Raw genomic sequence first — 25,460 nt, 5'->3', positions numbered from 1 at the left:
CCGTTAAATTCAACGCTTGATGAACTAAGGGGATCGATGATGCGCACCGTGCTGGTCACCGCCGTCGCAGGTGCTGTGGTGGCGTTTCTCCTGGGATTGCTGACGTTCGGCGTGCAGGCGACCGTGCACCCGCACGACGTCCCGCTCGCTGTGGTGGCGCCTCCGCCGATAGCGGAACGCGTCGCGAGAGCCGACTCGCCCGAGGTCGACATCAGGGTCGTGCGGGCCGACGAGGCCCGGAACCTGTTGCATGACAAAGAGGTCTACGGGGTGCTGGAGATCGTGCCCGGTCAGGCGACGATCCGGCTGAACCCCGCGATCAACCCGTCCGGCACGCAGGTCGCCCAGCAGGTGCTGACCGGTGTCGCGCAGGGAGCCGGGCTACCGGTCGAGATCGAGGCCACCACTCCGACGGCCGCCGAACGGACCGCGCCCCTTGCCGCGAGCGCGCTGCTGTGGGTCGGCGGGATGATCGCCGGACTGCTGTTCGTTGTCCTGAAAGGTCGGAACCTGCGGTGGTTGTCGGCGCTGACCACGGCCGTGCTCGTCACCGGCTCGACCGCGGGACTGCTGGCGTGGTGGGGCGTCACGCTCAACGCGCAGGCGCTCGCGTTCATGCTCGCCGTCGCCGCGTCGTTCGCGCTCCTGCAAGCGGGGCTGTTCCAGCACCTCGGGATCCGCGCGATGGGGGTTCTCGGCGTCCTCTACCTGATGGCACCGGCCGTCGCGGGGCAGGTCCCGGAGCTGCTCAACCCTGCCTACAAGGCGGTCCTGTGGTCGTGGACGCCGTTCAGGTTCTCGGCGGAAGGCCTGCGCAGCCTCATGTACGACAGCGCCATCAGCACCGAGTGGTGGGTGTTCGGCGGTATCGCTCTCGTCGGACTCGTGCTGCTTGCCATGAAGAAAACTGAACTAGCCGGCAAGAAAGCTCAGACGGACCGTGCGGACGGGATTGTCGACATTGGTGTCGACGAGGCAGATGGACTGCCACGTGCCGAGCGTCAGCACACCGCCTAGTACGGGAATCGTCGCGTAGGGCGGCACCAGCGCGGGCATCACGTGGTCACGGCCGTGACCAGGGGTGCCGTGCCGGTGCCGCCACTTCACGTCGCGGGGGAGGATGTGCTCCAACGCGGTCAGCAGGTCGTCGTCGCTGCCCGCGCCCGTCTCGATGATGGCGACACCCGCGGTCGCGTGCGGCACCCACACGTGCAACAGGCCGTCGCCGTTCTCGTTGTCGAGGAACCGCTGGCACTCACGCGTGAGGTCTTGCACGACCTCGTCGGCACCGGTGTGGATCTGGATCTCCTCGCTGCGCATGACCTCAGATCTTACGAACCACCCGTGCCGGGTTGCCGACCGCGAGCACGTGAGCAGGCAAATCGCGCGTCACGACACTGCCCGCGCCGACCACCGTGTTGTTGCCGATCGTCACACCGGGGCACACGATCACACCACCGCCGAACCACACCTTGTCCCCGATGACGATCGGTGCCGTCGTCTCCCAGCCCTCGATGCGCGCGTCATGGTCCTCGATGGGGTGCAACGCCGTCAGCAGCTGCACGTTCGGCCCCATCATCACGTGGTCGCCGATGGTCACCGGGCCGCAGTCGAGGATCACGCCGCCGTAGTTCATGAAGCTGTTCGCGCCGACGCGGGTGTTGTAGCCGTACTCGATCTGCAGGCGCTGCATGAACGTCGTGTTCTCGCCGATCTCCGCCACGAACCCCTTGAGGATGTCGTAGATCCCGTCGAGGTCCTCCGGGTCGTGCGCGTTGAACCTGGCCATCTCACGCCAGCCGCGGCGCCGGTCCGCGTCCAGCTCGGGGTCCGCCGGCAGGTAGCGCTCGCCGTTGATCATCTTCTCGCGGTGGGTTCCCATGAGGACTCAGTATCGTCACGGCATGCGCGTGCTCTTCGCCAGCATGGCCACCGTCGGCCACACCTACCCGTTGATCCCGCTGGCGTCGGCCTTGCGCAGGGCAGGGCACGAGGTGCACTTCGCGGTCGGCGAGGACATGCACCCGGTGCTCGGCAAGCTCGGGCTCCGACCGTTTCGTCCAGGGCTCGTGTTCGGGGAGATCTACGCCGAGGACATCGCCCAGGAGCTGGAACGACTGCTGCCGGACCTGGTGATCGGCGAGTGGGCCGTGCCCGAGGTCGTGTCCGAGGCCCGGCGCAGGGGATTTCCCGCGCTGTGGCACGGGTTCGGGCGGATGTTCGGCGAGGGCATCGGCCTCGTCCGGCCCACCGGCGGCCGGCACCTCGACATCTGCCCGCCCTCGTTGCAGGACGCGGCCTTCCTGCGGGAGGACCGGATCCCGCTGCGGGCCGTGCCGTTCTCGCCGCCCGGTGACGTGCCGGTGCGCACCGCGGGGAAGCTGATCTACCTCACGCTCGGCACGGCGTTCGGCACGCGCGAACTGCTCGCCGAGGCGGTCGTGGGGCTCGGCAAGATCCCCGAGGCGCAGGTGGTCGTGGCCGCGCCGCACGTCGAACTGGACCACGTGCCGCCGAACGTGACGGTGCACCCGTGGCTGCCCCAGGCGGAGGTGCTCCGGTACGCGGACGTCGCCGTGCACCACGGCGGCAGCGGCACGATGCTGGGCGCGCTCGCCGCCGGCGTGCCCCAGGTCGTGCTGCCGCAGGGGGCGGACCAGCCCGGCAACGCGAGCGCGCTCGTCGCGGCCGGTGCGGCGCTGCGCCCGGCCGCGTTCAGCGCCGGGCCGATCGCGGACTGCGTGCGGCAGCTGTTCGCCGACACGTCCTACCGGGAAGCCGCTGGTCAGATAGCCCGGGAGATACGTCACACGCCTTCGCCGGAGGAAGTTGCGGACAGTCTGGCCACCGTTGTGTAACACTGTTTTATATGAAGGCAAGCCGCCTGCGCTTCGGGATGAACCTGTGGCCGCCGTTCCTGTTCGCCGGCATCCGCGTCGTCGAGATCTCGCCGGACTACCGGTACGCGCGGGTGCGGATGCGCCTGCGCCCGTGGAACCGCAACTTCTTCGGCACCCACTTCGGCGGGTCGCTCTTCGCGATGACCGACCCGTTCTGGGTGTTGCTGCTGTTCAACCAGCTCAAGGGCGAGCACGTCGTGTGGGACCGGGCCGGTGAGATCGAGTTCGTCGCGCCCGGCCGCGGCACGGTGCACGCCGAGTTCCGGCTGACCGACGAGCACGTCGAGCAGGTACTGGAGCAGACCAGGGGTAGCGAGAAGGCTTTGATCTGGTTCAACACGGACGTCGTCGGGCAGGATGGGGCCGTGATCGCACGGGTGAAGAAGCAGGTCTACGCGCGCCGCAAGCGCGACAAGCAGCTCGCGCATGCGTGAGGCCTTCGGAGCGGTTTTCGACGTCGAACCCGGTTACCTGAACACGGCGTCCATCGGTGTGCCGCCGCGGCACGTCGCTGACGCGGTGATGGCGTCGCACGAACGGTGGCGGCGCGGCCAGGACACGTCGTCCACGTTCAACGAGGTCGTGGAGACCTCGCGCGAGGCGTTCGGACGGCTGGTCGGCGTCCCCGCGGCCTCGGTCGCCTGCGGTGCAACGGTTTCGCAGTTCGTGTCGCTGGTCGCGCAGTCGCTGCCGGCCGGCTCGAAGGTCTACGCCGACCCCGGCGACTTCACCAGCGTGACGCTGCCGTTCGTCGCGGCCGGCCACCAGATCGTGTCCACAGTGGAGGAAGCCGATCTCGTTGCCCTGAGCGTGGTCCAGTCGGCGGACGGGACGATCGCGGACCTCGACGCGCTCCAGGCGAGCGGCAAACCCGTGCTGCTCGACGTGTCGCAGGCCGCCGGGTGGCGACCGCTGTCGTTGGCGTGGGCCGATTTCGTCGTCGGCGTGGCCTACAAGTGGCTGATGGCACCGCGCGGCGCGGCCTGGATGGCGGTGCGACCGGACCGGATGGACTTCATCAAGCCGTTGGCGGCCAACTGGTACAGCACCGGTGAGAACTACGGCACCGAGCTCGTGCTCCGTTCGGACGCACGGCGGTTCGACCTCTCGCCGACGTGGTTCTCCCACGTCGGTGCGGCGGTCGCGCTCCCGTGGGTGGCCTCTTTGGACCTCGAAGCCGTGCGCGCGCACTGCGTGAATCTGACGGATCGCCTCCTGGCCGGTCTGGGCTTGCCGCCCAACGGCTCGGCGATCGTCTCGGTCACGACGCCACCCGTTCAGGGGGTCGTGTCCTCGGTTCGCGCAGGTCGCACGCGGTATGCATGTCACATGTACAACACGATCGAGGACGTTGACCGGGTGCTCGAAGCGCTCGCGTGACTGCCGTCCGTTACCGTGGGTCCTTGTGTCGGAACCACGCCAGTCACCTGAAGAGGTGACCCAGAACCTGCCTCGCTTCCCACCGAGGCCCACCGACACCGCGCCGTTGTACCCGGCCGACGAGCTCGTGAAGCTGCAGTCGATCATGGACAACCGCCAGGGGCAGCTGCCCCCGCCACCGCCTCCGCCCCAGCGCAAGACGACGTGGGTGGGCAAGGCGCTGGCGCTCGTCGGCGTCGCGGTGATGTCCGGGTTCGTGTGGTGGGTGTTGCAGCCGTCGGACCCGGTCGACCAGCCGGTCGCGCAACCGCAGAAGACCGCGGGGGAGTTCGAGTTCGTCACCGTCCCGGAGTTGCCGGAACCGGTGAAGGACAGCGACTGCGCGGCCCACGCGACGAGCCAGACGCAGGCGTTCTTCAAGACCACGCCGTGCATCCAGCTGACGCGTGCCTTCTACACGGCCAAGTTGCCGGACGGCCGCACCGTGTACTCGTCGGTGTCCGTCGTGAAGATGAAGACGGCGGACGAGGCGCGGCAGCTGCGCGAGCTGACCCAGAAGGACGGCACCGGCAACGTCAAGGACCTGGTGCTGGACAAGGCCATCAGCGTGCCGCCGCTGGTCACGCTGGCCAACGGCGGGTACGCCTCCGAGCAGCGCGACCAGCTGGTCGTGATCGTCGAGTCCGACTCGCCGACCAGGGGCCCGGACGCGGTCGCGCACAACAAGGAGATGAAGAAGGTCTCCAACGACGCGATCAGGCTCGCGTCCTCGTTCGGGGACTAACCGGAAGCGACACCCGGCATCGCGATCGACGCCGGGTTCGACCCCGCGGCCCTGCGCCACCGCGTCGCCCGCACCGCGGCCGTCGTCAACGCCTCCAGCGCGGACGTCCGCAGCGAGGAGTCGTCGGTCCGCTCCAGCACCCCGCGCCACGCCGCACAGGTGTCCTGCTCGACGGCCACGAGCGCGGCGAGCGCGGAAGGCCCGTCCGACACCGGCGACGGCGGCAGGTAGGCCGCGGCGGGCGGGTTCGGGGTCGCGCCGTGGTCGCGCAGCCAGCGTTCCGTCGTGTCCCGGCGCGCGCGGTGCAGGTTCGCGCCCTCCGCGACGGCCTGGTCGTTCAGGAACGCCGACACCATGCCGTAGGTCCAGAGCGCCGCGTGCTCGGTGCCGAGCGCGGTCTGGACGGACTCGACGCTCACGCGAGCACCTCCCGCAGCGAGGCGCAGCCGGCGGCCACCGAGCCGACCAGGCCCGCGCGGTACGCGGGCAGCGAGGCGACGACCGCCGAGGCCTCGCGCACCGACTCGTCGAGCGCGGTGCGCAGCGCCGCCAGCGGGTCCGGCGGGGTGGGGGGCGAGGTGGGGGCTGGCGGCGCCGTGGACGACAGCGGCGGGCGTTCGCGGTCGACCTCCGCCTGCAGCAACGAGGCGTGCGTCTCACGGGCCTTCGCGATCTCGGCGGCCGCGGGCACCGTCGTCAGCGCCTGGGCCAGCTTGACGTCCGCACGGGCCTGCGCGGCGAGGGCCGACAGCGGGTCCGGGGGCGGTGGCGGCGGCGGTTCTGCGGTGCACGCGACGGCGAGCGGTGCGGCGGCCACCGCGAGCAGCACACGGCGGCGGCTGACCGATTCGGAGATCACGCGACCCATGGTGCCAGCAGCCGTGCGGGTCGGTGGGAGCCGGGCGAACCAGATAGTCTGAACGTCCACGGCCGCCGGAAACAGCGTCGGCCGGGGTTTTCATGCGTTCGAACTGAAGGAGACACCACGTGTCCAGCCCGCCGCGCGGAGAGCTTTCCGCGCAGCTAGCACCCGTCGTGCGGGAAGCTCTCGAAGCCGCCGGCTTCGACCTCGACGCGCTCGACGTGAACCAGGCTGGGCGCCGCCGTCTGGTCAAGGTCGTCGTGGACGGTGAGGACGGCATCGGGCTCGACGAGGTCGCCGAGGCGAGCCGCGTGGTCTCCGCCGCTCTCGACGAGCACGACCACATCATCAACGGGCCGTACACCCTCGAGGTCACCTCGCCGGGTGTCGACCGCCCCCTGACGCGCCCGCGCCACTGGAAGCGCGCTCACCTGCGTCTCGTGAAGATCAAGCAGCCCGAGCAGGCCGAGTGGTTCGGCCGGGTCGGCGAGTGCGACGAGACCGGGGTCGAGCTGCTGCACAAGGACGAGCTGCGACGCGTGGAGTACCGCCACATCGAACGCGCGGTCATGGAGATCGAGTTCAAGCAGCCGCCGGTCGAGGAACTGGCTCGGCTCACTCGGAAAGCACCGAAGGAGGAGCCGAGGTGAACGTCGACATCGCCGCCCTGAGGGCGATCGAACGTGAAAAGGACATCCCCTTCGAGACGGTCCTGGAGGCGATCGAGTCAGCACTGCTGACCGCCTACAAGCACACCGAAGGGCATGCCGCGCACTCGCGCGTGGAGATCGACCGCAAGACCGGCGTCGTGCGCGTGATCGCGCAGGACCTGGGGCCGGACGGCGCGGTCCAGGAGGAGTGGGACGACACCCCCGAGGGCTTCGGCCGCATCGCGGCCACCACGGCGCGGCAGGTCATCCTGCAGCGCCTGCGCGACGCCGAGCACGAGCGCACGTTCGGTGAGTTCGCCACCAAGGAGGGCGAGATCATCGCCGGTGTCGTCCAGCGCGACGCCCGCGCGAACGCCCGCGGCATGGTCGTCGTGCAGGTCGGCGACACCGAGGGCGTGCTGCCGCCGGCCGAGCAGGTGCCGGGCGAGCAGTACAACCACGGCGAGCGCGTCAAGTGCTACGTCGTGAGCGTGTCGCGCGGCGCCAAGGGGCCCCAGATCGCCCTCTCGCGCACCCATCCGAACCTCGTGCGGCGGCTGTTCGCCCTCGAGGTCCCGGAGATCGCGGACGGCACCGTGGAGATCCCCGCGGTGGCACGTGAGGCAGGTCACCGTTCGAAGATCGCGGTGAAATCAACGGTTGCCGGAGTGAACGCCAAGGGCGCCTGCATCGGCCCCATGGGTGCCCGTGTGCGCAACGTCATGCACGAGCTCGGCGGCGAGAAGATCGACATCATCGACCACTCGGACGACCCGGCCACGTTCGTCGGGAATGCCTTGTCCCCGGCCAAGGTCGTGTCCGTGAAGGTGGTCGACGAACGTGCCAAGACGGCCCGTGTCGTGGTGCCGGACTTCCAGCTCTCGCTGGCGATCGGCAAGGAGGGGCAGAACGCCCGTCTGGCCGCCCGCCTGACGGGCTGGCGCATCGACATCCGCAGTGACGCGGAGGCTCCGGCCACCGATGCGGTCACCTCCGGTTCGGCTGAATGAGCTCCAGGGGATAGAATTATCAACGGTTCAACGTCGGGAGTGGCTTCCCAGCACATCGGCCCTGTTCGTACGTGTATCGGATGCCGCACACGGACGTTGCCCTCTGAGCTGCTGCGTGTGGTCGCGGTGGGCGATTCGGTGGTTCCGGACGTCCGTCGGCGGCTTCCTGGTCGGGGTGCTTGGTTGCATTTCGATCTCGAATGTCTCCGCAACGCCGAGCGGCGACGGGCGTTCTCGCGGGCCCTCAAGGTCCAGGGAGCACTCGACGTCGCTTCGCTGCGCGAGCACGTGGAGCGGCAAGGGAAATTGGCTTCGGGACAGCCCCGCGGCCAGGAAGCAACAAGGAAGCAGGTCGACCCGTCATGAGTCAGCCGTGAAGCTGAAGACATGAACGCGCGACGTTAAGACGAGGTCGATGGGACTTGCCCGCCGGCCTCACGACCTAGGAGACCAGTGGCAGGCAAGGCCCGCGTGCACGAGCTCGCGAAAGAGCTCGGTGTTACGAGCAAGGAAGTCCTGAACAAGCTCGCCGAACAGGGCGAGTACGTGAAGTCCGCGTCCTCGACCGTCGAGGCCCCCGTGGCCCGGCGGCTTCGTGACGCCTACGAAGCCAAGTCTTCGAAGCCGGCTCCCAAGCCGTCCGCTCCGAAGCCCAAGGCACCCGCACCCGCTGCCGCAGCAGCGCCCGCCGCACCGGCGGAGTCGAAGCCTGCGGCCGACAAGCCCGCTGCGCCCAAGGGCATGCCCGGACCCCGTCCGGCCGCCCCGCGCCCGCCGGCCCCGAAGCCCGCTCCGGCAGCTCCTGCCGCGCAGGCTCCGGCAGCCCCCGCGGCGCCCGCACCGGCACCCGCTGCCCAGCCCCAGGCTCCGGCCGCCGCACCGGCACCCGCCGCGTCGGCCCCGGCAGAGCCCAAGGCCGCTCCGGCTCCCGGCACCAAGCCGGGTGGCGGACCGCGTCCCGGCCCGCGCCCGGCTCCGCAGCAGCAGCCTCAACAGCCCCAGCAGCCGCAGGCACCCGCCGCGGCCGCCGGTGGCCAGCAGTCCCAGTCCGTGGTGCCGCCGCGCACGCAGGCTCCCAAGCCCGCGGGCCCGCGGGCCCCGCGTCCTGGCAACAACCCCTTCGGCGTCGGTGGCGGCAACGCTCCGTCGCCGCGCCCCGGACCTCGTCCCGGCCCGCGGCCCGAGCAGGGCGGCGACCGCCCCGCAGGCGGCCCGAAGCCCGGCGACCCGCGTCCGGCGAACCCGCGTCCCAGCGGCGCTCCGGGTCAGGGTGGCCCGCGTCCTGCGGCAGCGCAGGGTGGCGGCCGTCCCGGCCCCGGCCAGGGTGGTCCTCGTCCCGGTGGTCCCGGTCAGGGCGGTCCCCGTCCGAACCCGGGCAACATGCCCCCGAGGCCGAACCCCGGCATGATGCCGGGCAACCGTCCGGCCGGTAACCGTCCTGGTCCCGGCGGTGGCGGCGGTGGCCGTCCCGGTGGTGGCGGCGGTGGCGGCGGTCGTCCCGGTGGGGGCGGCGGCGGTGGCGGCGGCGGCTTCCGCGGAGGCGGCGGTGGCGGTGGCGGCGGTGGCGGCTTCCGTCCCGGTGGCGGCGGTGGCGGTGGCGGTGGCTTCCGTCCCGGCGGTGGCGGCGGCGGTGGCGGCGGCTTCCGTCCCGGCGGTGGCGGCGGCGCAGGCGGCGGTGCCCCTGCCGGTGGTGGCGGCGGTTTCCGCGGTCGTCCCGGTGGCGGCGGCGGCGCTGGTCGCGGCGGTACCGCTGGTGCCTTCGGTCGTCCGGGTGGTCCTGCGCGTCGTGGACGCAAGTCCAAGCGGCAGAAGCGCCAGGAGTACATGGACAACATGCAGGCGCCTTCGGTCGGTGGCGTCCGCCTGCCCAAGGGCAGTGGCGAGACGATCCGCCTCCCGCGCGGTGCCTCGCTGACCGACTTCGCCGACAAGATCAACGCCAACCCGGCGTCGCTCGTGCAGGTGCTCTTCCACCTGGGCGAGATGGTCACGGCGACCCAGTCGGTGTCCGACGAGATCTTGGAGCTGCTCGGCACCGAGATGAACTACGTCGTGCAGGTCGTGTCCCCCGAGGAGGAGGACCGCGAGCTGCTCGAGACGTTCGACATCACCTACGGCGAGGACGCCGGTGACGAGGACGACCTGCAGATCCGTCCGCCGGTCGTGACCGTCATGGGTCACGTCGACCACGGTAAGACGCGACTGCTCGACACCATCCGCAAGGCGAAGGTGGCCGAGGGCGAGGCCGGCGGCATCACGCAGCACATCGGTGCGTACCAGGTGCAGACCGAGCTCGAGGGCAACCCGCGCCTCATCACCTTCATCGACACCCCGGGTCACGAGGCGTTCACCGCCATGCGTGCTCGTGGTGCGAACGCGACCGACATCGCGGTCATCGTCGTCGCCGCAGACGACGGCGTGATGCCGCAGACCGTGGAAGCGATCAACCACGCGCAGGCTGCTCAGGCGCCGATCGTGGTCGCGGTCAACAAGATCGACAAGGAGGGTGCGAACCCCTCCAAGATCCGTCAGCAGCTGACGGAGTACGGCCTCGTCGCAGAGGAGTACGGCGGCGACACGATGTTCGTCGACATCTCGGCGAAGCAGGGCATCAACATCGACAGCCTGCTCGATGCCATCCTGCTCACCGCCGACGCCTCGCTGGACCTCCGGGCCAACCCGGACATGGAGGCCCAGGGTGTCGCGATCGAGGCGCACCTCGACCGCGGTCGTGGTCCGGTCGCCACCGTGCTCGTCCAGCGCGGATCGCTCCGCGTCGGCTCCTCGATCGTCGCGGGTGACGCGTACGGTCGCGTGCGCCGCATGGTCGACGAGCACGGCGATGACGTCACCGTCGCGACCCCGTCGCGTCCGGTGCAGGTCATCGGTCTGACCTCGGTGCCGCGCGCCGGTGACTCGTTCCTCGTCGTCGACGAGGACCGGGTGGCCCGCCAGATCGCCGAGCGTCGTCAGGCCCGCACCCGCAACGCCGCCAACGCGGCGAAGCGCAAGCGCGTCAGCCTGGAAGACCTGGACGCCGCGCTGAAGGAGACTTCAGCACTCACCTTGATCATCAAGGGTGACAACTCGGGTACCGTCGAGGCCCTCGAGGACGCGCTCATGAAGATCGAGGTCGGCGACGACGTCGAGCTGCGCGTGATCCACCGCGGTGTCGGTGGCATCACCGAAGGCGACATCAACCTCGCCGTGGCCGGTTCCGCCATCGTCCTGGGCTTCAACGTCCGGGCCGAGGGCAAGGCGACCGAACTCGCGAACCGCGAGGGCGTGGACGTCCGGTACTACACGGTCATCTACCAGGCGATCGACGAGATCGAGGCGGCCCTCAAGGGTCTCCTCAAGCCGGAGTACGAAGAGGTCCAGCTCGGCCGCGCCGAGGTCCGCGACGTCTTCAAGTCCTCCAAGGTCGGCACGATCGCGGGTTGCATGGTCCTGTCGGGCGAGATCCGCCGCAACGCGCGTGCTCGCCTGATCCGTGACGGCAAGGTGATCGCGGAGAACCTCCCGATCAGCTCGCTCAAGCGGTTCAAGGACGACGCCACCGAGGTCCGCGAAGGTTTCGAGTGTGGTCTCACGCTCGGCAACTACAGCGACCTCAAGCTGGAAGACGTCATCGAGACCTTCGAGATGCGCGAGAAGCCGCGCGCCTAGTCGGTAGGTGAGGGGTGCGGAGCCGTTTAACCGGTGGCTCCGCACCCCTTTCTTCTGGAGGATCTCACCCATGTACGTGGGTGCTCTGGAATTGGACGTGCTTCTGGGCGACGTCCACTCGTTGAAGGAGAAGCGTTCAGTGGTGCGGCCCCTCGTGGCCGAACTGCGCAAGCGCTTCGAGGTCGCTGTCTCCGAGGCCGGTCACCTGGACCTGCATCGGCGCAGCTTGATCGGGGTGGCGGCGGTCGCCGCCGACCTGGAGCACGTCAGGGACGTTCTCGCCGGCTGTGAAAGGCTCGTGGCGGGACGACCCGAACTGGAACTGCTTTCAGCACGGACGAGACTGGTCGGGCCCGAGGACGAGTGACCGCGGCTCGAACTGGAACTGCACTGTGTTTACTGCCTCTCGGGCACGGACGAGGCTGGTCGGGCCCGAGGACGAGTGACCGCGGCTTGAACTGGAACTGCACTGTGCTCATTGCCCTTTCGGGCCCGCACTCGATTGATCGGGCCGGAGGACGACTAGGAAGGGGAGGCTCGTGGCCGACACGGCACGTGCCCGCAAGCTCGCCAAGCGGATCTCACAGATCGTCGCTTCGGCTCTGGAGCACGAGGTCAAGGACCCGCGGCTGGCTCGGGTGACGATCACCGACACCAGGGTGACCGGGGACCTGCACGACGCGACCGTCTACTACACCGTTCTGGGCGAGCGCCTGGACGTCGAACCCGACTACGCCGGGGCCGCAGCGGCTCTGGAGAAGGCCAAGGGGGTGCTGCGATCCATGGTCGGAGCACAGACCGGGGTCAGGTTCACGCCCACGCTGACGTTCATGACGGACACCGTGCCGGATGAGGCTCGCAAGATGGAAGAGCTGCTGGCCAAGGCCCAGGCCTCCGACGCCGAGGTGCTGCGCCGGTCGGCGGGGGCCACCCCCGCCGGCGAGGCCGACCCGTACAAGGCGCCTCGCGAGGCCGAGGACGAGGACTGAGTCCTCGACGGACCTTTCCGCGCACGACCAGGGCGGGCACGTTCATCGTGTCCGCCCTCTGGTTTTCGCCGGTGGTCCACTTGGCACAGTGGCGACGGAATCGGATGGAAACTGTCTTGTCCGAGGGTGCCGCAGAGCACTTCGGGACTGTGAACGGCTAACGTCTCCCTGTGGCAGACGACCTGAGCACCACCCTTGCCGAGGCCGCGAGGTTGCTGGCCGACGCCCGTGATGTGACCCTGCTGAGTCACATCAACCCCGACGCTGACACGCTCGGGAGTGCGTTGGCGGTGGGGCTCGCGCTGCATCGGCGCGGGGTGGCGGTGCGCGTGGCGTTCGGTGAGCCCGAGGCCGTGCCCGAGTCGCTGAAGGCGCTGGACACGGCCGGGCTGCTCGTTCATCGCGACGAGGTGCCCGAGGCGCCGGAACTGCTGGTCGTCATGGACACGGGCAGCTTGGAGCGGCTGGGGCCGCTCAAGGGGCGGGTCGCCAGTTGTCGTGGGCCCGTGATCGTGGTGGACCACCACGTGTCGAACACGCGGTACGGGACGGTGCACTGCATTGACGACCGCGCGGAAGCCACGGCGCTCATCGCGCTCAAGTTGCTCGACGAGATGAACGTCGAGATCGACGAGCCGATCGCGCGGTGCATCTATGCCGGGCTCGTCACCGACACCGGGGGCTTTCGGAAGGCAGGGCCAGAGGCGCACCACACGGCTGCGCGGTTGCTGGAGACCGGTGTGGACGCGTACGCGGTCACACGGCCGTTGATGGACTCTCATCCGTTCGCCTACCTCGGCATGTTGTCGCGTGTTCTGGCCAAGGCCGAGCTTGATCAAAAGGCTGCGCACGGGCTGGGGCTTGCTCATGCTGTGGTGAGCATCGAGGACGCTCACGGGGTTCGTAGTGAAGAGGTGGAGAGCGTCATCGACGTCGTGCGCTCGGCTTCGGAGGCCGAGGTCGCGGCGGTGGTGAAGGAGCTCAGGCCCGGGTTCTGGTCCGTGTCGCTGCGGGCCGTGAGCCGGGTCGACGTTCGTGAGGTGGCGCAGGTCCTCGGGGGTGGTGGGCACCGGCTGGCGGCCGGGTTCACGTTCGACGGGACCTCGGAGCAGGTCGTTGCCGCGCTGAAGGGCGCGTTGGAGCGGGTGGGGTCATGACACGGACAGGAAGCCCGCGGCTGCTGCGGGAGATCAACGACCGGGCCGCCATCGAGACGTTGCTGCGCAGCGGGGCGATGACGCGGGCCGAGCTGGAAGAGGTGATCGGGCTGTCCAAGCCCGCCACCGCCCAGTTGCTGGCGCGGCTCGAAGAGGACGGCATGGTCGTCCGCACCGGGTTGCGTGGTGGTGGACGCGGGCCTCGGGCGCAGATGTGGGCCGTCAACGGCGGTGTCGGGTACGTGGCCGCGGTGGCGTTGACGCCCGAGCTGATCGACGTGGCCATCGCGGACATCACCGGGTCGTTGCTGGCCGAGCACAGCGCGCCGATGCCCAAGGACAACACCCTCCAGGCGTTCCGCGGGACGGTGCAGAAGGCGGCGGCGCTGGCCGGGCTGAAGCTCGACGCGTTGTCGCACGTCGTCGTCGGCACGCCGGGCGCGGTCGATCCGGCCACCGGTCATCTCGGGTTCGCGCCGCACCTGCCCGGCCTTTCCGCCGTCGACCTGCCTTCGACGCTGCGCGAGCTGCTCGGCACGTCGGTGTCGATCGAGAACGACATCAACCTCGCCGCGCTGGAGGAGATGAGCTCCGGCCGTGCCGCCGGGGTGCGCAACTTCGTGCTGTTCTGGCCCGCGGACGAGATCGGCTCGGCGGTCGTGATCAACGGCGTGCTGCTGCGCGGCGTCACGGGTGGCGCGGGCGAGATCGACTCGATGCAGGTGCCGGGCGGGCGCTACGGCGACCAGGTCGACAGCGAGGCGATCGTGGCGCTCGCGGCCGAGCACGGCATCCACGAGTCGTCCGGGCTGGAGGCCGTGGCGCACGCGTTGAACGCCGGGACCGAGGGCAGGGCGTTCCTGACGGTGCTGGCGCACCGGATCGCGCTCGGGCTGGCGAACGTCGTGTGCGTGCTCGACCCCGAGCTGGTGCTGCTGTCCGGTGCGGTGGCGCACGCGGGCGGCGAGACGTTGTGCGACCTGGTGGCGCAGGAGCTGCTGAAGCTCGTCGTGCCGAGGACGCCCGTGCACCTCGCGCAGATCACCGCGAACCCGGTCCGGTCCGGTGCGTTGCACTCGGCGCTGGCCGTGGCACGCGAGCAGGTCTTCGGGTTGCCCCAACGGTCGTGAGTGGCCGTCGTCACCAGACGGATGAGCTTCGCAAAGCTTAGGTTCGTCGGGTGGAGGATCGGGTTCCCGCTCGGCGGGTGATCGGGCTGGCGGTGCCCGCCCTGGGGGTGCTGGCGGCCGAGCCGTTGTACGTGCTCGTCGACACGGCGGTCGTGGGGCACCTGGGGGCGTTGCCGCTCGCTGGGCTCGCTCTCGGCGGTGTGCTGCTCACGCAGGTGTCCACGCAGCTGACGTTTCTCTCGTACGGCACGACGGCGCGCACGTCCCGGTTGCACGGGGCCGGGCGTCGTCAGGAGGCCGTCGAGGAGGGCGTTCAGGCGACGTGGCTGGCGCTGGCCGCCGGTGTGCTCGTGGTGCTGCTGGGGCAGCTGTTCGCGCGGCCGTTGGCCGAGCTGCTGGCCGGGCCTGGCGCCGTGGCGGACGCGGCGGTGGAGTGGGTGCGCATCGCGTTGTTCGGTGCGCCGTTCATCCTCGTCACGATGGCCGGCAACGGGTGGATGCGCGGTGTTCAGGACACGAAACGGCCCCTGAAGTACATCCTGATCGGCAACGGCATCAGTGCGGTGCTGTGTCCCGCCCTCGTCTACGGCGCGGGCTGGGGACTCGAGGGTTCGGCCATTGCGAACGTCGTGGCGCAGGTGCTGTCGGCCGGGCTGTTCTTCAAGGCGCTGTTCGCGGAGCACGTGTCGTTGAAGCCGCAGTGGACCGCCATGCGCGCGCAGCTCGGTATGGGGCGCGATCTGGTGTTGCGGAGCCTCGCGTTCCAGGCCTGCTTCATCAGCGCGGCCTCTGTGGCGGCACGGACGTCCGTAGGAGCGTTGGGCGCGCATCAGGTCGTGTTGCAGCTGTGGACGTTCCTCGCACTTGTGCTCGACTCGTTGGCCATCGCGGCGCAGTCACTCGTCGGCGCGGCGCTGGGGGCGTCGAAGCGCCGGCAGGCGGAGAAGCTCGCCTGGCAGATCACGCGGTACGGGCTGGTGTTCGGCATCGGGCTGGGGCTGGTGTTCGCGGCGCTGGTCACCGTGCTGCCGCGGGCGTTCACGACGGACGCCGGTGTGCTGGCCGAGATCCCGAACGCGTGGTGGTTCTTCGTCGCGCTGCAACCGATCGCGGGTGTGGTGTTCGCCCTGGACGGGGTGCTGCTCGGCGCCGGTGACGTGAAGTTCATGCGCACGGCGACGCTCGGGTCGGCGGTGATCGGGTTCCTGCCGCTCGTGTGGGCCTCGTACGCGTTCGGCTGGGGGCTCGCGGGCATCTGGACGGGGCTGTCGGCCTTCATGGTGCTGCGGCTGCTCGCGGTGGTGTGGCGCACGCGCTCGGGGGAGTGGGCGGTGGAGGGCGCGGTCCGCTAGGCCTGTGAGCAGGGCCACTGAGTGACTCCCTGAACGGGCGCTGTGGGCGACCTCACGGCATGAAACCGTTACCAAGAAGGTTGCTTAGTGCGATGTAACTAATATCTGCCCGCCCCTGACCTGGGAGAGTGCCGCCTTGCCGTCGGTCGATCGCGCCACCCGGACCTCGTGGCTGATCTGGACCACCGCCGTCTTCGTCTACTTCGCCGCTCTCTTCCACCGCACCACGCTCGGCGTGGCCGGACTGGAGGCGAGCGAGCGGTTCGGGCTCGGACCCGCCCAGCTCGGTGTGTTCACCGTGCTGCAGATCGGCGTCTACGCCCTGATGCAGATCCCCACGGGTCTGCTCGTCGACCGCTACGGGCCGCGCCGCGTGCTCACGGTCGCCGCCCTGCTCATGGGCACCGGCCAGGTGCTCTTCGCCGTCGCCGACTCGTACGCGCTCGGGCTCACCGCGCGGGCGGTGCTCGGCATGGGTGACGCGATGACGTTCATCAGCGTGATCCGCCTCGTCGCGACGCACTTCCCGCCGCGCCAGTACTCGCTCGTCGTCGCCGTCACGGCCGCGATCGGCGGTGTCGGCAACCTCGTCGCCACGGTGCCGCTGACGCTCATGCTCGGCTCGATCGGGTGGACCTGGGCGTTCCTCATCGCGGGCGGTGCCACGGCGCTCTACTCGGTCGTGGCGTTCCTGCGGGTGCGCGACGTGCCGGAGGGGTTCGTCGCGCCGAAGCCGGAAGCCGTGCCGTTGCGGAAGATCTGGCCGAAGGTGCGGCAGGCGTGGAGCGTGCCCGGCACCCGGCTCGGGTTCTGGGCGCACTTCAGCACCATGTCGACGCCCGCCGTCATCGGGCTGCTGTGGGGGTACCCGTACCTCGTGCAGGCGCAGGGGATGTCGCCGCGTGCCGCGTCCTCGACGCTCGGCCTGCTCGTGATCGGCGCGATCGTGGCGAGCCCGATCATCGGCGGCCTGTTCTCGCGCAACCCCGAGTGGCGCATGCCGATCTCGGTCGGGTTCCTGGCGTTCGCGTTCACCGGGTGGGGCGTGCTGCTGCTCTGGCCGGGCGGGCACGTGCCGGCGCCGGTCATCGCCGTGGTGTTCCTGGTGCTCACCGTCGGTGGGCCGATCTCGGGCGTGGCGTTCGCTCTCGCGCGTGACTACAACCCGTCGCACCGGCAGTCCACGGCCAGTGGCCTGGTCAACGTCGGAGGCTTCCTCGCGGTGACCGTGACCGCGCTTGGCGTCGGTGTGCTGCTGGACCTCTTCGAGGGTGTTCTGGCGCCTGTGTCGGCGTTCCGGGTGGCGTTCAGCTTCTGCGTGCTCGTGCTGGTCCTGGGCGGCTGGCGGATGCTCGTCTGGTGGCGGCGCGCGCGTGCCGCGGTGTTCGAGGCGGAGGAGCGCGGGGAGACCGTGCCGGTGCAGATTCGGCGTCGTCGCTGGGACGCTCTGCACGTCGCTTAAGATTTCGCGCCGTGAAACCCTCTGTTGCACCGGGCCTGGTCGTCGTCGACAAGCCGGACGGCATGACCTCGCACGACGTGGTGGCGCGCGTGCGCAGGATCCTCGGCACCCGCAAGGTCGGCCACGCCGGCACGCTGGACCCGATGGCGACCGGCGTGCTCGTGCTCGGCATCGAACGCGCGACGAAACTCCTCGGCCACCTCGCGCTCGACAGCAAGGCCTACCTCGCGACGATCGTGCTCGGCGCGTCCACCACCACGGACGACGCCGAGGGCGAGGTGCTGTCCACTGAGGACGCCTCCGGTGTCGCGGACGACGCGATCGCGGCCGAGATCGCGAAACTGACCGGCCCCATCCAGCAGGTGCCGTCGTCCGTCTCCGCCGTGAAGATCGACGGCAAGCGCGCCTACGCCCGCGTGCGCGCCGGCGAAGAGGTCGAGATCCCCGCACGGCCCGTGACCGTGCATCGGTTCGACGTGCTGTTCTCACGCCGTGAGGACAAGACCGTGCTGCTCGACGTGATGGTCGAGTGCTCGTCCGGCACGTACGTGCGCGCGCTGGCCCGCGACCTCGGTGCCGCGCTCGGCGTCGGAGGGCACCTCGGGGCGTTGCGGCGCACCAGGGTCGGACCGTTCGACCTCCGCGTCGCCAAGACCCTGCAGCAGCTGGAGGAGACGCCCGGCCTGTCGCTCGACCTGGACTCCGCGGTCGCGACGGCGTTCCCGCGCCGGGAGATCGACCCGAACGAGGCGTCGGCGCTGTCGCACGGGCAACGGCTGCGCGCGGGTGGCATCGAGGGGACCTACGGGGTGTTCGGGCCGGACGGGCACGTCATCGCGCTGGCCAAGGACGAGGGCACGGCGTGCAAGCCCGTGGTGGTGCTGAGCCCGGCGGGCTGACCGAGTTCTGCCCGTTCCAAGGCCCTGGCCGCGACCCGTGACCGCCTGGCGAGGTGGGCGGGCGACGGCTCTCGCCGCCGTCGTAGGCTGATCACCGTGCAACGCTGGCGCGGACTTGACCACCTCCCCGGCGGCTGGGGCCGCTGCGTGGTGACCATCGGTGTGTTCGACGGTGTCCACAAAGGCCACCAGGCCCTGATCGGGCGTGCCGTCGAGCTCGCGGGGCAGCGCGGCCTGCCGGCCGTGCTGATGACCTTCGACCCCCACCCGTCCGAGGTCGTGCGGCCCGGTAGCCATCCCGCGCAGCTCACCACGTTGCGGCGGCGGGCCGAGCTGGTCGAGGCGCTCGGTGTCGACCACTTCGTGGTGGTGCCGTTCACCCTAGAGACCAGCCGGATGCCCGCGGACCAGTTCGTCCACGAGGTGCTCGTCGAGAAGCTGCACGCCGCTGCCGTAGTAGTGGGTGAGAACTTCAGCTTCGGGTTCAAGGCGGCCGGTAACGTCGCGATGCTGCGCCAGCTGGGGCAGCGGTTCGGATTCGTGACCGAGGGGGCTGATCTGGTGTCCGCTGAGGAAGTGACGTACTCGTCGACCTACGTCCGCGCGTGCATCGACGCGGGGGACGTGCGGGCGGCGGCCGAGGCGCTGGGCAAGCCGCACCGGCTCGAGGGGATCGTCGTCAAGGGTGACGGGCGCGGCAAGGACCTGGGGTTCCCGACCGCGAACCTGTCCACGCCCAAGTTCGCGGCGGTGCCGGCCGACGGCATCTACGCCTGCTGGTTCACCGATGCCAAGGGCAAGACGCTCAAGGCCGCGGTCAGCGTCGGCACCAACCCGACGTTCTCCGGCAAGGAGCGTCGCGTGGAGGCGTTCGTGCTCGACGTCGACGAGGACTACTACGGCCAGCGCGTCGCCGTGGACTTCATCGAGCGGTTGCGCGAGATGGAGAAGTACGACTCCGTAGAGGCCCTGCTCGAACAAATGCATCGAGATGTAGACCGAACGAGGGAACTGCTGACCGAGTCGTGACCGTCAGATAGGTCGAAGTGCGCCTCCGGCAGCCACCGTGCTGGCAGGATGCGGGTTCAGGGTGTGGGCTACTGGAGAGGCCAAGGTGGAGGACCACAAGATCGTTCAGCGCAACCTCGCCCTGCAACGGGAGTGGTACGGGGAGCCTCTGGGTGACCGGGTGCGCCGGTTGGTCGTGGCCTTCAACGTGTCGCAGGCGCAGCTCGCGGACGTGCTCGGGATCAGCGCGCCGATGCTCAGCCAGGTGATGAGCGGCCGCCGCGCGAAGATCGGCAACCCCTCCGTGCTCGCCCGCATGATCATGCTGGAGCGCAAGATCCTCACGCCGGACGTGGCGACCGGGGCGCCGGAGGCGTTGCAACGCGCGCTCGACGACGTGCGCGAGTCCAAGCCGACGGTGTCCCGTGACTCGCTGCCGGTCAACGGCGACGAGAGCGTCGCGTACCCGGTGCTTCGCCGGGTCGCCGACCGCCTCGAACTGCAGCAGGCCGCCGACCTGCTGCACGAGGACTTCCCGGCGATCGCGGAGCTGTTCCGCCGTGCCATCCGGGCCGCCAGCAGGTGAGATTTCCGCCGGCGGGAATTCACCTCCGGTTAAATCGGTTGGCACGGACAACGGGTGCGCACCACAATGGGCACGCACCTCACGGTGGCTCGTGAGCAGCGCCGACGGCTTCCCCCGTCCGTGGATCGGGTGGGGTTGCGCACGTCAGCGCGCCGCTGAGCACAGTGCCTGATAACCTTCGCAGTTGGGTCTGGCTGCGGTCCGTGGCGGCCAGTACCGGCTACCCCCGGCCAGCAATTCGGCGGGCGTGGGGCCGCACGGACCTGAACAAGTAGGAGAAGTACCTAGTGGCACTGTCCACGGATCAGAAGAAGTCCATCCTCGGTGAGTACGGTCTGCACGACTCGGACACGGGCTCGACCGAGGCGCAGGTCGCTCTGCTGAGCAAGCGCATCGCCGACCTCACCGAGCACCTCAAGCAGCACAAGCACGACCACCACTCCCGCCGGGGCCTTCTGCTGATGGTCGGCCGTCGCCGCCGTCTGCTGAACTACCTGACCAAGGTGGACATCAACCGCTACCGCGCGCTGATCCAGCGCCTCGGTCTGCGCAGGTGATTTCCACCGAGGGGGAGTGACCGGCCGGTCACTCCCCCTCGGTGCACAACCGGGTGTATACAGATCCCTGGTTGCAAAGAGGCAAGAAAAACAGGACCCGCATCGCGCGAAGCAGTTTCCGCGCCGGTCCTCGGTAGTGGCCTCCTGGTGGAAACGCCCCAGGGGACTTCAATCGAAGACCGGCCTCGTCAGAACGCGTGAGCGGTGTCCAAAAGACGAGGAGCAACAAGTAAATGACGGACATCGAGGTCCACGAGGCGACTGCCGTTATCGACAACGGCAAGTTCGGCTCGCGCTCCATCCGCTTCGAGACCGGGCGCCTCGCGCGTCAGGCCGCCGGCAGCGTGGTGGCGTACCTGGACGACGAGACGATGCTTCTGAGCGCCACGACGGCGTCGAAGCACCCCAAGGAGCACTTCGACTTCTTCCCCCTCACGGTGGACGTCGAGGAGCGCATGTACGCCGCGGGCCGCATCCCCGGCTCGTTCTTCCGGCGTGAGGGCCGTCCGAGCACGGACGCCATCCTCACCTGCCGCCTGATCGACCGTCCGCTGCGCCCGTCCTTCGTGGACGGCCTGCGCAACGAGATCCAGGTCGTCATCACGGTGATGAGCCTGAACCCGAAGGACCTGTACGACGTCGTGGCGATCAACGCCGCGTCCGCGTCGACGCAGCTCGCGGGTCTGCCGTTCTCCGGCCCGATCGGTGGCGTCCGCGTCGCTCTGATCGAGGGCCAGTGGGTCGCGTTCCCGACCTACGAGCAGCTCGAGAAGGCCGTGTTCGACATGGTCGTCGCGGGCCGCGTGGTCGACTCCGGCGACGTCGCGATCATGATGGTCGAGGCCGAGGCCACCGACAACGTGATCGACATGATCGCCGAGGGCGCCACCGCCCCGACCGAAGAGGTCGTGGCCGCGGGCCTCGAGGCCGCCAAGCCGTTCATCAAGGTCCTCTGCGAGGCCCAGGCGCAGCTCGCCCAGGTCGCCGCGAAGGCCACCGGCGAGTACCCGACGTACCCGGCCTACCAGGCCGACGCGTTCGAGGCCGTCGAGGCGTCCGCGTCCGGCGAGCTCGCCCAGGCGCTGACCATCGCGGGCAAGGCCGAGCGCGAGTCCAAGCTCGACGAGGTCAAGGCCGCCACGCTCGAGAAGCTGGCCGAGCAGTTCGAGGGTCGCGAGAAGGAGGTCGGCGCCGCGTTCCGCTCGCTGACCAAGAAGCTCGTGCGCCAGCGCATCCTGCGCGACAAGGTCCGCATCGACGGCCGCGGCCTCACGGACATCCGTGACCTCGGCGCCGAGGTGGCCGTGATCCCGAGGACGCACGGTTCGGCGCTGTTCGAGCGCGGCGAGACCCAGATCCTGGGTGTCACCACGCTGAACATGCTGCGCATGGAGCAGCAGATCGACTCGCTCGCTCCCGAGACGCACAAGCGCTACCTGCACCACTACAACTTCCCGCCCTACTCGACCGGTGAGACCGGCCGCGTGGGTTCGCCGAAGCGCCGCGAGATCGGCCACGGCGCGCTGGCCGAGCGGGCGATCATGCCCGTGCTGCCCAAGCGCGAGGAGTTCCCCTACGCGATCCGCCAGGTGTCCGAGGCGCTGAGCTCCAACGGCTCGACGTCGATGGGCTCGGTCTGCGCGTCGACCCTGTCGCTGCTGAACGCGGGTGTCCCGCTGAAGGCGCCGGTCTCCGGCATCGCGATGGGCCTCGTCTCCGACGAGGTCGACGGTGAGACCCGCTACGTGGCGCTGACCGACATCCTCGGTGCCGAGGACGCGTTCGGCGACATGGACTTCAAGGTCGCGGGCACCAAGGAGTTCGTGACGGCGCTGCAGCTCGACACGAAGCTCGACGGCATCCCGTCCGAGGTGCTGGCGGCGGCGCTGGGCCAGGCCCGCGACGCGCGCTACACGATCCTCGAGGTCATGGCCGAGGCCATCTCCGACCCGGACGAGATGAGCGCCTTCGCTCCGCGCGTGACGTCGGTCAAGATCCCGACCGACAAGATCGGCGAGGTCATCGGCCCGAAGGGCAAGATGATCAACTCGATCACCGAGCAGACCGGTGCCGACATCTCCATCGAGGACGACGGCACGATCTACGTCGGTGCGGCGGACGGCCCCTCGGCCGAGGCCGCGATCGGCATGATCAACGCGATCGCGAACCCGCAGCTGCCGAAGGTCGGCGAGCGCTTCCTGGGCACCGTGGTGAAGACGGCCGCGTTCGGCGCGTTCGTCTCGCTGCTGCCCGGCAAGGACGGCCTCGTCCACATCTCGAAGCTGGGCAACGGCAAGCGCATCGCGAAGGTCGAGGACGTCGTCTCGGTCGGGGACAAGCTCCGCGTCGAGATCGCCGACATCGACCAGCGCGGCAAGATCAGCCTCGTCGTCGTGAACGAGGACGACGCCGCGAAGCCGGCTGACGCCCCGGAGGCCGTCGAGGCCACCGAGGCGACTGAGGCGGCTCCCGCTCAGTGAGCACGACTGACAACAACGTGACGGCCGCGGGTGCATCCACCCGCGGCCGTCCGCGTACTGCGACGACGCCCGGGCACCTCCAGAAGCCCGGCAGCACGCGCGTGCTGGAGATGTCCGCGGGCTCCGAGGTGCGGCGCAGCATGCTGCCCTCGGGCCTGCGGGTCATCACCGAGCGCATCCCGGGCGTGCGGTCCGCCTCGGTCGGGCTGTGGGTGCAGGTCGGGTCCCGTGACGAACGGCCAGAGGTCGCGGGTGCCGCGCACTACCTGGAACACCTGCTGTTCAAGGGAACCTCGCGGCGCACGGCGGCGGCCATCGCGGAGGAGATCGACGCGGTCGGCGGCGAGCTGAACGCGTTCACCGCGAAGGAGCACACCTGCTACTACGCGCACGTCCTGGACGAGGACCTGCCGCTCGCGGTCGACCTCGTGGCGGACGTGGTGTTCGAGGCCCTCTGCGGTCCGCGTGACTTCGAGACCGAACGCGGTGTCGTGCTCGAGGAGATCGCGATGCGCGACGACGACCCCGAGGACCTGCTGCACGACGCGTTCACCGAGGCGTTGTTCGGCGGGCATGCGCTGGGGCGTCCCGTTCTGGGGACCGAGAAGTCCATTCAGGACATGGAGAGGGACAACCTCTACTCGTTCTACAAGAAGCGTTACACGTTGCCGCGCATGGTGTTCTCGGTCGCGGGCAACATCGAGCACGCGCACGTGATGCGCCTCGTGCGCAAGGCCGTCGGCGACCGCCTGTCGCGGGAGGGCAGCGCGGTGGTGCCCCGCGCCGGTCGCGCGCGCATCGCCGACGCCCGCAAGCTGGTGCTGCACACCGACGACACCGAGCAGGCGCACATGATGCTCGGCATGCGCGGTCTCGACCGCCACGACGAGCGCCGCTTCGCGTTGAACGTGCTGAACGCGGCCATCGGCGGCGGCATGAGCTCCCGGTTGTTCCAGGAGGTGCGCGAGCGGCGAGGCCTGGCGTACCAGGTGTACTCGTCCGTCGGCCTGTACGCGGACACCGGCACGTTCGCCGTCTACGCGGGCTGCCAGCCGGACCGGTTGGGCGAGACCGCCGGCGTCATCCGCGAGGTGCTCGTGGACGTGGCCCGCGGAGGCCTGTCGGACGCGGAAGTGGCGCGCGGCAAGGGTCAGCTGCGGGGCGCCCTGGTGCTGGGTCTGGAGGACACCAGCTCCCGGATGTCGCGCATCGGCAAGTCCGAGCTCAACTACGGCGACCACCTGAGCGTGGAAGCGACCTTGGCGCGCATTGACGCGGTCTCCGCCGACGAAGTGGCGTTGCTCGCACGTGAGCTGCTGCGCAGGCCCGTCGCCGCGGCGGTGGTGGGCCCCTACGATCACGCCGACGATCTGCCGGACCAGGTACACGAGGTGATTGCATGATTCGCGTCGGAGTTCTCGGCGCGCGGGGCCGCATGGGTTCCGAGGTGGTCCGCGCGGTCGAGGCCGCGAAGGACATGGAGGTCGTGGCGGCCATCGACGCCGACGACCCGTTGTCCACGCTCGTCGACGCCGGTGTCCAGGTCGTCGTCGACTTCACGCACCCCGACGTGGTGATGGGGAACCTGGAGTTCTGCGTCGCCGCCGGAATCCACTGCGTGGTCGGCACTTCCGGGTTCGACCAGCCGAAGCTGGACGCGGTCGCGGCACTGCTCGCATCGAAGCCCGACGTCGGTGTGCTCGTCGCGCCGAACTTCGGCATCGGCGCCGTGCTGCTGATGCGCTTCTCGGAGATCGCCGCCCGCTACTACGAGTCGGCGGAGATCATCGAGCTGCACCACCCGCGCAAGGCCGACGCGCCTTCGGGCACGGCGGCGCACACGGCCCGTCTGATCGCGGCGGCGCGCTCCGGCATGGACCCCATGCCGGACGCCACCACGCAGGAGGAGCCGGGCGCGCGCGGTGCCGTCGTCGACGGCGTGCGCGTCCACTCGCTGCGGATCTCCGGGATGATCGCGCACCAGGAGGTCGTGTTTGGCGGTGAGAGCGAGACGCTGACGATCCGCCAGGACTCGCTGCACCGGACGTCGTTCATGCCCGGTGTCGTGCTGGGCGTGCGGGAGATCGTCGGCCGGCCCGGACTGGCCGTCGGTCTCGACAAGTACCTCGACCTGTGAAGACCCGGATCACCGTCGGGGTGCTGATCGCGGCACTCGCCGTCTACTTCGTCCTGCTCGCCGGTCGCGCGGTCGCGTTGCTGCGGACCGGTGAGCTGGTCGGGATCCTGCTCGGTGTCGGGGTGCTGATCCTGCCGCTGCTCGGCGTGTGGCTCGTGTACTCCAACCTGCGGTTCGGCTGGGAGACCGAGAAGATGGCCCGCGAGCTCGACGCGGACGGGCTCCTGCCGGACGTCTCGCACCTGCCTCGTCGGCCGTCCGGCCGGGTGGACCGGGAGGCCGCCGACTCGTGGTTCGAGGAGCGGCGGGCCGAGGTCGAGGCCTCGCCCGACGACTGGCGGGCCTGGTTCCGGCTGGCGTACGCCTACGACGTCGCGGGGGACCGCGGCCGGGCGCGCGCGACGATGCGGAAGGCGATCGAGCTGCACGCCTGATCTTGTCGGGGGTG

The 25,460-nt window shown here is 69.8% G+C and carries 27 protein-coding genes; 23 read left to right on the top strand and 4 right to left on the bottom strand.

The genetic code is table 11. The annotated features are described in order from the left end of the window. The first annotated feature begins 39 nt into the window (after window positions 1-39). Window positions 40-1,017 carry a YhgE/Pip domain-containing protein gene (locus tag IEY88_RS06385; RefSeq protein ID WP_229693143.1) on the top strand — a complete coding sequence of 326 codons (978 nt, stop codon included), beginning with the start codon at window positions 40-42 and terminating at the stop codon, window positions 1,015-1,017. Here the strand turns inward: IEY88_RS06385 and IEY88_RS06380 are convergent. Together IEY88_RS06380 and IEY88_RS06375 are read right to left on the bottom strand one after the other, a co-directional pair. Continuing rightward, window positions 913-1,320: a YjbQ family protein gene (locus IEY88_RS06380; RefSeq protein WP_189153695.1), complete on the bottom strand. Its 408-nt coding sequence runs from the start codon at window positions 1,318-1,320 to the stop codon at window positions 913-915. The genes IEY88_RS06385 and IEY88_RS06380 overlap by 105 nt on opposite strands. A gap of 4 nt (window positions 1,321-1,324) precedes the next feature. Continuing rightward, complete coding sequence (locus IEY88_RS06375; RefSeq protein WP_189153694.1) at window positions 1,325-1,882, bottom strand: sugar O-acetyltransferase; 558 nt, start codon at window positions 1,880-1,882, stop codon at window positions 1,325-1,327. 22 nt (window positions 1,883-1,904) lie between these two features. On the opposite strand from IEY88_RS06375, the gene IEY88_RS06370 reads away from it, so the two are divergent. From IEY88_RS06370 to IEY88_RS06355, 4 genes are read left to right on the top strand one after another with little or no spacing between them, the layout of a single operon-like run. Then, a complete protein-coding gene (locus tag IEY88_RS06370) occupies window positions 1,905-2,858 on the top strand; it encodes a glycosyltransferase (RefSeq protein ID WP_189153693.1) in 954 nt (317 codons plus the stop codon). An 11-nt stretch (window positions 2,859-2,869) separates the two neighbouring features. Beyond that, window positions 2,870-3,334: a DUF4442 domain-containing protein gene (locus IEY88_RS06365; RefSeq protein ID WP_189153692.1), complete on the top strand. Its 465-nt coding sequence runs from the start codon at window positions 2,870-2,872 to the stop codon at window positions 3,332-3,334. Next, the gene (locus IEY88_RS06360; RefSeq protein WP_189153691.1) at window positions 3,327-4,280 is read left to right on the top strand and encodes an aminotransferase class V-fold PLP-dependent enzyme; all 954 of its coding nucleotides are present in this window, start codon (window positions 3,327-3,329) and stop codon (window positions 4,278-4,280) included. The genes IEY88_RS06365 and IEY88_RS06360 overlap by 8 nt, the downstream gene beginning before the upstream one ends. A gap of 55 nt (window positions 4,281-4,335) precedes the next feature. Continuing rightward, window positions 4,336-5,064: a hypothetical protein gene (locus tag IEY88_RS06355; protein ID WP_189153690.1), complete on the top strand. Its 729-nt coding sequence runs from the start codon at window positions 4,336-4,338 to the stop codon at window positions 5,062-5,064. Here IEY88_RS06355 and IEY88_RS06350 read toward each other — a convergent pair. After that, entirely contained in the window at window positions 5,061-5,483 is a 423-nt protein-coding gene (locus IEY88_RS06350; RefSeq protein WP_229693142.1) for a ferritin-like domain-containing protein, read from the bottom strand. The genes IEY88_RS06355 and IEY88_RS06350 overlap by 4 nt on opposite strands. After that, complete coding sequence (locus tag IEY88_RS06345) at window positions 5,480-5,923, bottom strand: hypothetical protein (protein WP_229693141.1); 444 nt, start codon at window positions 5,921-5,923, stop codon at window positions 5,480-5,482. Before IEY88_RS06345 ends, IEY88_RS06350 begins: the two co-directional genes overlap by 4 nt. A gap of 128 nt (window positions 5,924-6,051) precedes the next feature. On the opposite strand from IEY88_RS06345, the gene rimP reads away from it, so the two are divergent. From rimP to IEY88_RS06255, 18 genes are all read left to right on the top strand, one after another. After that, window positions 6,052-6,576: a ribosome maturation factor RimP gene (gene rimP / locus IEY88_RS06340; RefSeq protein WP_189153688.1), complete on the top strand. Its 525-nt coding sequence runs from the start codon at window positions 6,052-6,054 to the stop codon at window positions 6,574-6,576. After that, window positions 6,573-7,586 carry a transcription termination factor NusA gene (gene nusA, locus IEY88_RS06335; RefSeq protein ID WP_189153687.1) on the top strand — a complete coding sequence of 338 codons (1,014 nt, stop codon included), beginning with the start codon at window positions 6,573-6,575 and terminating at the stop codon, window positions 7,584-7,586. The genes rimP and nusA overlap by 4 nt, the downstream gene beginning before the upstream one ends. Before the next feature lie 39 nt (window positions 7,587-7,625). Further along, window positions 7,626-7,952, top strand: coding sequence for a YlxR family protein (locus IEY88_RS06330; RefSeq protein WP_189153686.1), 327 nt, complete (start codon window positions 7,626-7,628; stop codon window positions 7,950-7,952). Window positions 7,953-8,039: 87 nt separating this feature from the next. Continuing rightward, the gene (gene infB / locus IEY88_RS06325; RefSeq protein ID WP_189153685.1) at window positions 8,040-11,255 is read left to right on the top strand and encodes a translation initiation factor IF-2; all 3,216 of its coding nucleotides are present in this window, start codon (window positions 8,040-8,042) and stop codon (window positions 11,253-11,255) included. 70 nt (window positions 11,256-11,325) lie between these two features. Beyond that, window positions 11,326-11,622 carry a DUF503 domain-containing protein gene (locus tag IEY88_RS06320; RefSeq protein WP_189153684.1) on the top strand — a complete coding sequence of 99 codons (297 nt, stop codon included), beginning with the start codon at window positions 11,326-11,328 and terminating at the stop codon, window positions 11,620-11,622. 172 nt (window positions 11,623-11,794) lie between these two features. Continuing rightward, window positions 11,795-12,244: a 30S ribosome-binding factor RbfA gene (gene rbfA / locus IEY88_RS06315; RefSeq protein WP_189153683.1), complete on the top strand. Its 450-nt coding sequence runs from the start codon at window positions 11,795-11,797 to the stop codon at window positions 12,242-12,244. 170 nt (window positions 12,245-12,414) lie between these two features. Next, window positions 12,415-13,401 (top strand): DHH family phosphoesterase, encoded by a 987-nt coding sequence (locus tag IEY88_RS06310; RefSeq protein ID WP_189153682.1) that lies wholly within the window; start codon window positions 12,415-12,417, stop codon window positions 13,399-13,401. Then, window positions 13,398-14,531: an ROK family transcriptional regulator gene (locus tag IEY88_RS06305; RefSeq protein ID WP_189153681.1), complete on the top strand. Its 1,134-nt coding sequence runs from the start codon at window positions 13,398-13,400 to the stop codon at window positions 14,529-14,531. The genes IEY88_RS06310 and IEY88_RS06305 overlap by 4 nt, the downstream gene beginning before the upstream one ends. Before the next feature lie 50 nt (window positions 14,532-14,581). Further along, on the top strand, window positions 14,582-15,883 hold the full coding sequence (locus IEY88_RS06300; protein WP_189153680.1) for an MATE family efflux transporter: 1,302 nt from the start codon (window positions 14,582-14,584) through the stop codon (window positions 15,881-15,883). A gap of 136 nt (window positions 15,884-16,019) precedes the next feature. Next, the gene (locus tag IEY88_RS06295) at window positions 16,020-17,345 is read left to right on the top strand and encodes an MFS transporter (RefSeq protein WP_189153679.1); all 1,326 of its coding nucleotides are present in this window, start codon (window positions 16,020-16,022) and stop codon (window positions 17,343-17,345) included. Window positions 17,346-17,356: 11 nt separating this feature from the next. After that, a complete protein-coding gene (gene truB, locus IEY88_RS06290; RefSeq protein ID WP_268241217.1) occupies window positions 17,357-18,244 on the top strand; it encodes a tRNA pseudouridine(55) synthase TruB in 888 nt (295 codons plus the stop codon). A 96-nt stretch (window positions 18,245-18,340) separates the two neighbouring features. Continuing rightward, window positions 18,341-19,273, top strand: a complete 933-nt coding sequence (locus IEY88_RS06285; protein ID WP_189153678.1) for a bifunctional riboflavin kinase/FAD synthetase — start codon at window positions 18,341-18,343, stop codon at window positions 19,271-19,273. Between the two features lie 85 nt (window positions 19,274-19,358). Next, window positions 19,359-19,838: a helix-turn-helix domain-containing protein gene (locus tag IEY88_RS06280; RefSeq protein WP_030479546.1), complete on the top strand. Its 480-nt coding sequence runs from the start codon at window positions 19,359-19,361 to the stop codon at window positions 19,836-19,838. Window positions 19,839-20,125: 287 nt separating this feature from the next. Next, the gene (rpsO, locus tag IEY88_RS06275; protein WP_045318466.1) at window positions 20,126-20,395 is read left to right on the top strand and encodes a 30S ribosomal protein S15; all 270 of its coding nucleotides are present in this window, start codon (window positions 20,126-20,128) and stop codon (window positions 20,393-20,395) included. Between the two features lie 233 nt (window positions 20,396-20,628). Then, window positions 20,629-22,875 (top strand): polyribonucleotide nucleotidyltransferase, encoded by a 2,247-nt coding sequence (locus IEY88_RS06270; protein WP_189153677.1) that lies wholly within the window; start codon window positions 20,629-20,631, stop codon window positions 22,873-22,875. A gap of 110 nt (window positions 22,876-22,985) precedes the next feature. Beyond that, complete coding sequence (locus tag IEY88_RS06265) at window positions 22,986-24,278, top strand: M16 family metallopeptidase (RefSeq protein ID WP_189154481.1); 1,293 nt, start codon at window positions 22,986-22,988, stop codon at window positions 24,276-24,278. Beyond that, window positions 24,275-25,012, top strand: a complete 738-nt coding sequence (gene dapB / locus IEY88_RS06260; RefSeq protein WP_189153676.1) for a 4-hydroxy-tetrahydrodipicolinate reductase — start codon at window positions 24,275-24,277, stop codon at window positions 25,010-25,012. The genes IEY88_RS06265 and dapB overlap by 4 nt, the downstream gene beginning before the upstream one ends. Continuing rightward, entirely contained in the window at window positions 25,009-25,446 is a 438-nt protein-coding gene (locus tag IEY88_RS06255) for a tetratricopeptide repeat protein (RefSeq protein WP_189153675.1), read from the top strand. The genes dapB and IEY88_RS06255 overlap by 4 nt, the downstream gene beginning before the upstream one ends. Window positions 25,447-25,460 lie beyond the last annotated feature (14 nt).

This window comes from Lentzea pudingi (assembly GCF_014646255.1).
GTDB lineage: Bacteria > Actinomycetota > Actinomycetes > Mycobacteriales > Pseudonocardiaceae > Lentzea > Lentzea pudingi.
This window is presented reverse-complemented; position numbering and strand designations above follow the sequence as displayed.